At 56.0% G+C, this 11,033-nt stretch carries 6 protein-coding genes; 3 read left to right on the top strand and 3 right to left on the bottom strand.

Annotation, left to right across the window (positions count from 1 at the left end):
• The 3 genes from KGB27_RS23565 to KGB27_RS23555 form a co-directional block, all read left to right on the top strand.
• The coding region (locus tag KGB27_RS23565; RefSeq protein WP_223556522.1) for a type I secretion C-terminal target domain-containing protein at positions 1-1,808 on the top strand (1,808 nt) is incomplete at its 5' end.
• Between the two features lie 330 nt (positions 1,809-2,138).
• Positions 2,139-4,133, top strand: coding sequence for a hypothetical protein (locus KGB27_RS23560; protein WP_223556521.1), 1,995 nt, complete (start codon positions 2,139-2,141; stop codon positions 4,131-4,133).
• A gap of 212 nt (positions 4,134-4,345) precedes the next feature.
• A complete protein-coding gene (locus tag KGB27_RS23555; protein ID WP_223556520.1) occupies positions 4,346-6,628 on the top strand; it encodes an autotransporter outer membrane beta-barrel domain-containing protein in 2,283 nt (760 codons plus the stop codon).
• A gap of 61 nt (positions 6,629-6,689) precedes the next feature.
• On the opposite strand, the gene KGB27_RS23550 is transcribed toward KGB27_RS23555, so the two are convergent.
• From KGB27_RS23550 to KGB27_RS23540, 3 genes are all read right to left on the bottom strand, one after another.
• The gene (locus KGB27_RS23550) at positions 6,690-8,198 is read right to left on the bottom strand and encodes a hypothetical protein (RefSeq protein WP_223556519.1); all 1,509 of its coding nucleotides are present in this window, start codon (positions 8,196-8,198) and stop codon (positions 6,690-6,692) included.
• 149 nt (positions 8,199-8,347) lie between these two features.
• On the bottom strand, positions 8,348-8,734 hold the full coding sequence (locus tag KGB27_RS23545; RefSeq protein WP_008040608.1) for a YbaN family protein: 387 nt from the start codon (positions 8,732-8,734) through the stop codon (positions 8,348-8,350).
• A gap of 10 nt (positions 8,735-8,744) precedes the next feature.
• Complete coding sequence (locus KGB27_RS23540) at positions 8,745-9,332, bottom strand: YecA family protein (RefSeq protein WP_008040607.1); 588 nt, start codon at positions 9,330-9,332, stop codon at positions 8,745-8,747.
• Positions 9,333-11,033: the final 1,701 nt, after the last annotated feature.

Below are 11,033 nucleotides of genomic sequence, written 5' to 3'. Positions count from 1 at the left end.
TGTGGAATGACGTCGCCGGCGCCGATGGACCTTTGCTCGGCGGTGGCGTGGTCGGCGTGCGCGCCGGCTCGGACACTTCGACGCCGGTCAACGGCGGGCTCAACACCCACATCAACGGCACCTACGGCTACCTGACCCTGGACGCCCAGGGCAACGCCGAATATCACAGCACCCCGAATGCCGTGAACGGCCCCGGCGCGACCGACGTCTTCACCTACACCCTGCGTGATAACGACGGTGACGAAAGCACCACGACCATCACCATCGACGTCAGCAACGGCTGCATCAACGCAGTCAGCGACAATGGTGTCGCCATCATCACCAACGTCCTGTCGGGCAACGTCACGGTGCCGGGCGACGTGCTGCTGGCCAACGACATCGATGCCAACACCAACCCGCTGACCGTATCGCCAACCACCTTCAACACTGGCTGGATTGTCAAAGGTGCGGACTTTACCGGCAGCAACCCGAGCTACAGCTTCACCGGCAACAACGCTCAATCGGTGACCATCGCGCGCAGCGCATTCGTCGCCAACACCGCAGCCATGACCGCGGTGCTGGTGGTCAGCGGAGCGTTGGGCGAAGCCAAAAACAACAACGGCAACGGCAACGGCAACGGCAACGGCAACAGCAACAGCAACAGCAACAGCAACAGCAATGACGAGGACCACATCACCGTCACCCTCAAACAGGGTGAAACCCTGAACCTCGATCACAACTTGGCGGGCGGTCACGTCAGCATGGAGTACTCGGTCAACGGCGGCTCGTTCATCGGCATCGGCGATGGCCAGACCATCACCGCCGCAGTAGACGGCACCTACCAGATCCACATCATCAACATCGATGACGGCGGGCATGGCAACGGCAAGGGCACGGAAAATTATCAACTGACCATGACCGTCGACTACTCCGGCGCCCACAACACCACCCCGGACTATCACGGCGCCTACGCCGTCGACGACAGCACAGCGGTGACCATCAGCTATCAGGACGGTCACACCCTAACCGGCACAACGGGTGACGACATGCTGGTGGCGGGCACCGGCAACAACGTGATCAACGCCGGCGACGGCAACGATGTGCTCACTGCCGGTGCAGGCAACAACGAGCTGCACGGTGGCGCCGGCAATGACTTGCTCTACAGCGGCGCGGGCAACGACCTGCTCGACGGCGGCACCGGTATCGACACCGCGAGCTACGCCCACGCCACCGCCGGGGTCAAAGTGGATCTGAGCCTGCTCGGCGCGCAAAACACCGTGGGCGCCGGCACCGATACCCTGACCGCCATCGAAAACCTCACCGGTTCCAGCTTCGATGACAAACTGACCGGCGACAGCCACAACAACATCATCACTGGCGGCCTCGGCAACGACGTGCTCAACGGTGGCGGCGGCGATGACGTGCTCATCGGCGGCCTCGGCAACAACACCCTCACCGGTGGTGCCGGTGCCGACTCCTTCCTGTGGCTCAAAGGCAACAGCGGCCACGACGTGGTTACCGACTTCACGCCAGGCACCGACAAACTCGACCTGTCGCAACTGTTGCAAGGGGAGAACGGCACGGCGGCGTCGCTGGATGACTACCTGCACTTCAAAGTCACCGGCAGCGGCGATTCACTGGTCACCAGCATCGACGTCAGCGGCATGGCGGGTGCTGCGCCAAACCAGACTATCGACCTGGCCGGTGTGGACCTGGCCAGCCATTACGGTGTGACACCGGGCGCGGGTGGAGTGATTGCCGGGGCGGATACGGCGACCATCATCAACGGCATGCTGAATGACCATTCGTTGAAGGTCGATACCGTGTGACCTGAAACCTTAAACAACAAAACCCGCCATCCCTGTGTAAGGGATGGCGGGTTTTTTGTTGTGCGTTGTTTAGGGAAGTGTCCGACCGGCGGTAGCAAAACCTGTGATTTCTGACAGTAGCCAGACGTTGGTGCCTGCCTTTAAATCATGTCATCGGTTGAGTGAAAGCGTTTTTTACAAGCAGTTCGACAAATCGATTTTTTACTCCCGTCGGCCGTCACCCTGGCCTTTCACGACATTGTTTTCCGAAGCAATCGCCGGGTCTTTTTTGACCGTGCGCAGATCCGCCACATCCTGGGCAGTTGAAGCCCGTTAACAAGGAACTGTGAAATGACTATCTATGAAAAGTATAAAGTGCTGACTCCGCAAGAACAGCGGTTGTACAACAATAAAGTGATGCTGGCCAATCAAGAACCACCCCCGAATGATCCACCCAGTTTGCCGAATACTACGTTGTTACCTGCGACGGCCGATGATCCAGGTCAACAGCTCCAGTACAAAGATCGGGTGTTTCCTCTGGTTGTGGATGTTCCTTTTTTTCCCGATGCCAGTTCTCCAGATCCAGAAAGAGTCACTGTGCAGTTGAAGTGGGATGGCACCCTGTTCGGACCTGTCCAGGATTTTGTAACGCCTTTGACTTCCGACGAGATTGCTGCAAAATTTCCAATGAAATTTGAAGTTAATGTGGGGCGTATCAACGTTCCGGGGCCGCATTTGTTGTCTTATCATCAGACTTACGGGCCGAATGATGCCAGAACAGAAGATCTTGAAATCAATATTGATATGGATCCGCCTGTCCCTGTTGGGAAAGTAGGGGTTCCGGCTGAAATTGAAGCAGATTTAACGATTACCAAGGCCTATCTGGATACTCATGGCTTTGTTAAGTTGACATGCCGAGAGTGGGGAGGGGCAAAGATCGGAGACGAAATTGAGTTTCGATATGGCCGATCGATACCCAACTCCCGACTCATTGAAAGAATCGTACGCAACGATCTTTCGATCTTGCCTTCAACCGATAAACTGAACAAGGCATTTATTGGATCAGCAGAGGGGGATTATTCGCTGTTTTTTGTCCTGTTTGATCGTAAAGGTAATCCAAGCCTTTTATCCGAGTTTTTGACGCTGGATGTGGTGCTCTCTGATCCTCCGGCAAACCAGACTCTGCAGGTTGCGCTGCACGATGATGATGATCAGATTCTGGTCGAGGATGCACAGACACCGGTCATTGCCAAAATCAGCTACGACAACTGGCAACCTCAAGACAGGCTGCTGTTGAGCGTCGATGGGCAACCCGCCATCAATGTGGCTGTTACTCAGGTTCCGTTTTCACTTCCGCTGCCCTATAAATACCTGCACAACGGCAATGTGGGTCCGAAAACGGTTCCTCTTCTCTGGCAGATCCAGCGAAATAAACTTTTTCATCCCAAGACTCCAACTCCGAAAGATCTGAACATTGACCTTGATTCGCCACTGCCGATTGATCCGGATAATCCGGGGTTGCCAGGTTTTCCGCATGACAAGCTTCTCCCGGTGACAGTGCAAGGTACGGTAACGACGGACCCTAACAAGATCAGGGCTGTTGACCTGGTTGCCGACGTGGATGCGCAGGTACTTATTTATGAGGGGTTCAAGACGGGTCAGGTTGTATCGCTTTATGTGGAAGGAGTTGCCGTTCCGGAGGACCCTGCCAATGTAAGAGGCAAGGGTGGTGTCTGGACGATGGATGGTACTGAAACGGCTGCAACGATGTTGACCTTTACTATCGCTCCGGAAATTTTTGAAGCAAGTGGAAATAATCCGGCCACCAAGGTTCACTACAATGTGACTCACTCGCTCAACGAGAACTTCAATCGTTCAAAAGATCAGGAAGTTGATGTTTTCTTAGTACCGGTTACTATCCCCAAACCAAAATTTCTTCACACGGTTACCGGTCTATGGGGACCTACATTAGGGTGTCGTTCGATTAAAGATGATTCATTGCTGGGCAAGGTCATTGAAGTAGAGGTTCCAGGTGGCGAGCTTAGGCTGGCAAATCAGGACCTTTCATTTGTTTATCAGGGCTATGCTAACGATCTGTCCACCCCCGGGGACAATAAACCAGGGCCAGTAATACCGGGCAACACCGTAACGGTGACAAAAAGACCGACTCCTGATGAAGCCAGAGATGGCTTCCTTGTGAAAATTCCTTATGCGCAGTTTGCCGTGACCAATGACGGTTGGGGCGACCTTAAGTATACGGCATTAATAGATGGGCAACCGGCCTCGGGAGGGTCCGATCCGACCAAAGTAACGATGCGTATCGGTGGGGGGACCTGCCCAATCTAATGACTTGTTTAAGGAGGCACTTGGTGCCTCCTTTTTTGTCAGCGATGGGAATGGTTTTTATTGTTCCGTGCAATGGTTGGTATGACGGATTTTCCGTAGTCGAAAGAGATTAGTCCTACATTTATTCGTAGGAAGCGTCTGTATCGTCCGCACCCTTTGGTGTCTCCCAACAGTTGGCCAACGGAGACCGGATCACGAGAAGGTGCAGGCAAATGACGACTCAATACAAAGTTTTACGCGTACCTGCTGGTACAGGTGCTTTTAAATCGCTGGCGACATTGCCGGCTTTTTTTTTGATGAGTTGTTCAGCGTTTGCGGCAACTATCGTTGATAACGGCAACACGTTGGATGTCGATTCGTCCACGGCGCCAATCACCGATTATCTGGTGAGAAATAACAGCACGTTAAATGTAACAGGCGCGACGACCAACAGTGTCACAGTCACCAGCGGTTCTACCCTGACGATCAATGGTGGGATCGTCAACGGCAATAGCGGCGGCAACGGTGTAACGATCAATAGCAGTACGGCGACTATCAATCAGACCACGGTGACCGCCGACGCCACCGCTTTGTTGGTCAACCGTCCTAACGGATCGAACCTGGGCTCTACGGTGACGGCTACTGACAGTCAGTTCAGTGGTGCCGTAACTGGCGCCACAGTGTCGGGCCTGAGTACTCTCAACTTGATCAATAGCCAAGTGACGGGAACGGCCGCAGGCAGTCGCGGGCTGGACATTTTTGGCGGCGCAGTGCGTGCAACGGCGGGTACCCGCATCAGCGGTGATGTTGCGGGTGTATTGATAAAAAAAGACCCGGCGAACGTGGGGAATGCTTCCCTGGTGCTGGACAACTCTACCGTTGAAGGTCGCAATGGCGCGGCCATTGTTGTGGCGCAGGCCACCGATGCCAGCATCGAGGTGTTGAACAACTCCACGCTGATTGGCAATAACGGCAATGTACTTGAAGTGGAAGGCGCCTCGACGGCGAACATGCGGGTTGCGAACAGCGCCTTGCAAGGCAATGTGCAAGTGACTGGCAATAGCACCGCCAATCTCACCTTCGATAGCGCTTCGATGGAGGGCGATATCCTGCGCGAGAACGGTTCGACGGCCAATGTCACCTTGAACAATGGCTCAACGTTCACCGGACGCCTGAACAACAGCAACCTGAGCCTTAACAGCGGTTCGAGCCTGACCATGGTTGGCGATGACCGCATCGACACTCTGACGTTGAGCGACAGCACGGTTAATTTCGGTGCGCCTGGCGTGCCACGTGCGAATCGTCAACTTGAGGTGGGTACGCTCAATGGCAGCGGCATCATTGCCATGCAGGGCAACTTCCAGACCGGTGAAAGTGACTTGCTGAAAGCCGGCTCGGCCACTGGCAGCTATGAATTGGCCGTCAATGCTTCGGGCAAGGACGCGACGTCTCCTCAACAATTGACGCTGGTGCAGATCGGAAATAACCAGGCAGATTTCGCGCTGTTGGGTGGCCGGGTCGATGCGGGGACATGGCAATACGATTTAGCCGAAAGAACCAACGCCTCCGGCGAAGCGGAGTATTACCTGAACCCTACCACCCGACTCAGCTCCGGTGCTCAATCGGTAGTGGCATTGTTTCAAACAGCCCTTACCGTGTCCTATGGCGAATTGAAGTCGCTGGAAAACCGCATGGGCGAGTTGCAGGCGGATGACAAGCGCCACGGCCTGTGGGTACGAGCTTATGGCAACAAGTGGAACGTTGACGACGGTTCGATGGGTGTGGGTTATCGTCAAGAGCAACAGGGTTTCACCCTGGGCGCCGATACCCGACTGGGTGACAGTCCGTGGACTGTCGGTATGCTGGCGGGATACAGCAAATCCGATCTGAATCTCAACGGCGGCACCTCGGCCACGGTTGACAGTTACTACTTCGGTCCTTATTTCGGCTGGCGGAATCAGGACAATGGCTACTTCGTTGATGGTGCCCTGAAGTTCAACCATTTCCGTAACGAGTCCAAAGTCGGTATGAGCGATGGCAAACGTGCCGAAGGCGATTACAACAACTCGGCTGTGAGTGCGATGGTAGAAGGGGGTCGCCAAATTGATCTGGGGGATGGCTGGTTTGCCAAACCTTCTGTTCAGGTATCCGCTGCAATCATCCAGGGAGAAAGCTATTACTTGGACAATGGCATGAGCGCTGAGGGTGACGACACGCATTCATTGCGCACAAAGCTCGGCGTTATGGCGGGTCGAAGCATCAACCTGGGCGATACTCAGGTGCGTCCATACGGGCGAGTGGCGGTGGTCCATGAGTTTGCATCGAACGATAACAACGTGCGGGTCAATGGAAACTCGATCAATAACAACCTGTCGGGCAGCGGTTTCGAAGTCGGTGCCGGGGTGATGGTTTCAATGTCCGAGAGGCTGCACCTTGGTGTCGGTGTCGATTATGCCAAGGGTAAAAATATCGAACAGCCCGTGGCTGCCACCTTCAGTGCGAACTATCAGTTTTAAATGTCTGAGACAAAAAAAACCGCTAAAAGCGGTTTTTTTTGCACTGCCACAATGGTCTTTGTTAACTGTCGGTAGAACCGTTCGCCGAAACCCGCGTGAACCTTACTTTATTCGATTCGGCGTTATGATCGTCGGAAGCAACGGCACTGACCTCATAGGCTCTGCCTACTGCCAATCCGGTGAGGAGTGTCGCCCAATTACCATCCTCGTTGGCCGACTCTGATTTCGGGTCGACGGTCCCGTTGACCTTGAGGTTGACCGACGCTAGCGGTTCGGTTTTGCCGCCGACTCTTACATAACTGGAGGTGGTGTTACCGTTATCGATAATTTCCTCTTTGGCATCATGCACTTGGGTTTCGCGTGGTGCGATGGATTTTCTGACCTCAAACGAGTACGGGCCAGACTCACCGCCATCGGGGTATTTTGCCTTGGCAACAAGGCGATAATTATCGAGTGGCAGCGGGCCGATGGGGACTTCGTAGCCATCAGCTCCGATTTGCCCCTCACCTAAAGAGTCGTTGCCGTTGAAGATCTCGACGTACTCGCCTGCTTCGCCTTCGCCTTTGGCAATCAGGTTGCTCTCATAGGTGAAACCACCGTCATCGACGGTTGTTCCATGGGTGTCAGTCACGGTGTCCAGCGTTACAAGATCCGCCCCTTTAACGGTAAAGGTTCTGGGCGTAGGGGTTACTTCCCCGTCACCGTACAGTTTTTTGGCTTTCAGGCTATGCACGCCTGGGTCCAGTTTGATTTTGATTTCCCACTCGCCGTTACCCTTGGCGGTCGCCGGCGGAAATCCTTCTGGGGCGTCGTGGTCGAGGAGTTGAACATCCTTGCCTGGCCTGCACTTGCCCACGACGGTGAGGTTTTGGTCGGAGGTAGTGTCGCCTTCGTTGACAGGATTGCCGTCCGAGTCTTCGACAGCATCGAGAGACAGGCCGATGTCCGCTGCAACGTTGAAGTTTCGTGGTTCGGATGATTTACCTTCGCCGTAGAGTGCCTTGACGGTGATGGTGTAGGAGGTGCCTGACAGCAGATTCTTGAGTTCAAGTGTGTAAACGCCATTTTGGTTAACCGGCGCCTCTTCAAGTGGTGTGCTGCCATTGAACGCCTGAACTCTCTGATTCGGCAGGGCTTTGCCTGTGACGCTCACCGATGAGGAGTAGGTCGTTTCTCCTTCACCAATCATTCCCTCGTCATCTTTCAGGGACTCGATGATGGGGGCGTCGGCGACCACGGTGAAGGTTCGAGGTGGGCTGGAAACAGGTTTGTTGCCGTAATTACCCATGGCAGTCAGGCTGTATTTTTTGACTTCCTTGACCTCGAATAACTCGGTCTTCCATTGGCCTTCCCCGTCGCTTTGGGCGGATGCCAATTCAAAAAAGCCGTCCCGTACCAGAATCGGCTTGTCCGGCTCAGCGGTTCCACTGACCGTGAAGAAGGTATCGGAGGTCGTGCCGTTTTGACCTACAAGGACATTTTTGGAGTCCCTGACGGCTCTGATACTCAATGTCAAATCTGTTTCCTCGGGCGCAGTGCCCGATGGGACGTTCGGTTGTCTGGCTGTCATGGTGATGGACTCCGGTCCTGGTGTGAGTGCCGGATTGATTTAATGCGTGAAGCATCAGCATTGACTACTGTCAGAAATAACAGTTGTGGAAGGGTTTCCGATAAGCGGTTGGAGTGACGGCCAGCATCACATCGCAATGGCTCGGATTTTCAGAGTGTTTTTTGCCGAAGAATATATACCGTCACCAGCACCGCACTGGTCAGCATGAACCCGCGCGCCCACGGCAGGGGCACCAGGTAGCAGGACAACAGAATACTCGCCCACATCAGGCCGATGGCGTAGACCTTGCCCTTGAGCGGAATGCCGTTGCCGTCGAGGTAGTCGCGAATCCACGGACCCAGCCGTGGATGTTCCACCAGCCAGTTGTAAAAACGCGGCGAACTGCGGGCGAAGCAGGCGGCCGCCAGCAGCAGGAAAGGCGTGGTGGGCAATACCGGGAGGAAAATCCCGATCACCCCCAGCGCTACGCTCAGCCAGCCGATGGCCAGCAGCCCGTAACGCAACATCAGGGAGCGGTTGCCTATGGGGTTGTCCATAGGCAAAACCTTAGTGGTGACGTGGCTTGAGGATCGCCGGTTTTTCGTCTGGCGCGTTGCACAGCAGGTACAGCGCGGTCAGGGCTTCCGGGATCTGCACGATCATGTCGTCCATCAGGTTGGCGTCGGCCGCGATGTCGGAGAACTCGGGCTGCTCGTCGAACAGACCCGAACCGACCATGATCGGCAGCAGCATTTCGCTGACTTCGTCTTCGGCGGTTTCGAACCAGGCTGCTTCGCGCAGGAACACGCCTTCCATGAAACCGATGCACCAGCCGCGCAGGTCGGAATCGTCCGGATCTTCGCCGAGGTCCAGTTCGCACGGCAGCTCGAACTCTTCATCGGACGCCAGTTGGCGGGCGATGTGAGCCTTGAGGGCCAGCAGGGTGGATTCGATGGCTTCACGCTCGGTGTCGTCGGCGTAATGCGGCTCTTCGGCGAAGAGGGCGTCGATCCATTCACGGTCGGGAACGCTTTCGGAACAGATCGACAGCGCGGTGAGGTAGCCGTGGGCGGCCACGTAGTCCAGCGCCTCGTCATGCAGTTCATCGGCGTCGAGGAAGACTTGCAGGCGGGTTAGTTGCTCAGCGAAGGACATTAAAGGGCTACCTTGGGAATTAACAGATGCGGGAATTCTAGGCCTTCTTGAGCACTCAGGCCAGCCGCGCGGCATATTTGCGCTCAGTGATTTTCCAGAACAGCGCATTCCTCGCTGGAGCGAGCCTGCTTGCGAATGCTGTGTGTCAGTCGGCGAGGATTTTGATGGTGTACATATCCGTTTCTGTGGTTACGGCTGCTATCGGTTTCGCCCTTACGGCGAGTCACTTGGAAAAGCCCCAAGTAACCAAGGGCTCTTGCCCCTTTCGTTCGGCCCTTCGCTAAGGCTCAGGGTCCCCTCGCTCCGGTCCTGCTCCGTGGGCCCGCCGCCATCGGCCATCCCTGGCCGGGGGCGGCTAACCCGGCATCCATGCCGGGTTGCCCACTGCGCAGAACCTGCGCTCGGCCTCTCGAGGGGGCGCTCAGATCAAAAGCGGAAGGCGAGCTAACGCTCGGCCTGATGAGTGGTGGGAATCAAAAGCAAACGCTGATCCCTGTAGGAGCCGGCTTGCCGGCGAAAAGCGTTTGGACAACTCGTTCATCCAGACAACCCGCGTTATCGTTGGCGTCCATCGCCAGCAAGCTGGCTCCTACAATTTTGAATCGTGTGAACCCAATCCCTTGTAGGAGCCGGCTTGCTGCGGGCGGCGTTCCGACGATAGCGGTGGATCAGTCAACGTATGTATTGGCTGGAGGGACGCCATCGCCAGCAAGCCGGCTCCTACAGGGGAGCGGTGTACATATCCGGAATGACTGAACGCAGCAAGGCGAGCTAACGCTCGGCCTGATGAGTGGTGGAAATCAAAAGCATACGCCGATTCCTGTAGGAGCCGGCTTGCCGGCGAAAAGCGTCTGGGCGACGCGTTCATTCAGACAGCCCGCGTAATCGTTGGCGTCCATCGCCAGCAAGCTGGCTCCTACAATTTTGAATTGTGCGAACCCAATCACCGTGTAGGAGCCGGCTTGCTGCGGGCGGCGTTCCGACGATGGCGGTGGGTCAGTCGACGCATTTATTGACTGGATGGACGCCATCGCCAGCAAGCCGGCTCCTACAGGGGAGCGGTGTACATATCCGGAATGACTGAACGTAGCAAGGCGAGCTAACGCTCGACCTGATGAGTGGTGGAAATCAAAAGCGTATGGGATTCCCTGTAGGAGCCGGCTTGCCGGCGAAAATCGTCTGGGCGACGCGTTCATTCAGACAGCCCGCGTTATCGTTGACGTCCATCGCCAGCAAGCTGGCTCCTACAATTTTGAAACGTGTGAACCCAATCCCTTGTAGGAGCCGGCTTGCTGCGTGCGGCGTTCCGACGATAGCGGTGGATCAGTCAACGTATGTATTGGCTGGAGGGACGCCATCGCCAGCAAGCCGGCTCCTACAGGGGATAGGTGTACATATCCGGAATGAGGGAACGCGTGCACCAAAGAGCCAGGTCGGCTTTCAGGCCGCCTCGGCGGCTGTGGCGGTAGTCGCCCCCTCGAGAGGCCGAGCGCAGGTTCTGCGCAGTGGGCAACCCGGCATGGATGCCGGGTTAGCCGCCCCCGGCCATGGATGGCCGATGGCGGCGGGCCCACGGAGCAGGACCGGAGCGAGGGCATGCCGAGCCACAGCGAGGCACCGAACGAAAGGGGCAAAAGCGCTTTGGTTACTTTCGCGCTTTTCGAAAGTGACTCGCCGTAAGGGCGAAACCAATAGCCGCCA

The sequence above is a fragment of the Pseudomonas sp. BF-R-01 genome, assembly GCF_019946615.1.
Classification (GTDB): Bacteria; Pseudomonadota; Gammaproteobacteria; order Pseudomonadales; family Pseudomonadaceae; genus Aquipseudomonas; species Aquipseudomonas migulae.
This window is presented reverse-complemented; position numbering and strand designations above follow the sequence as displayed.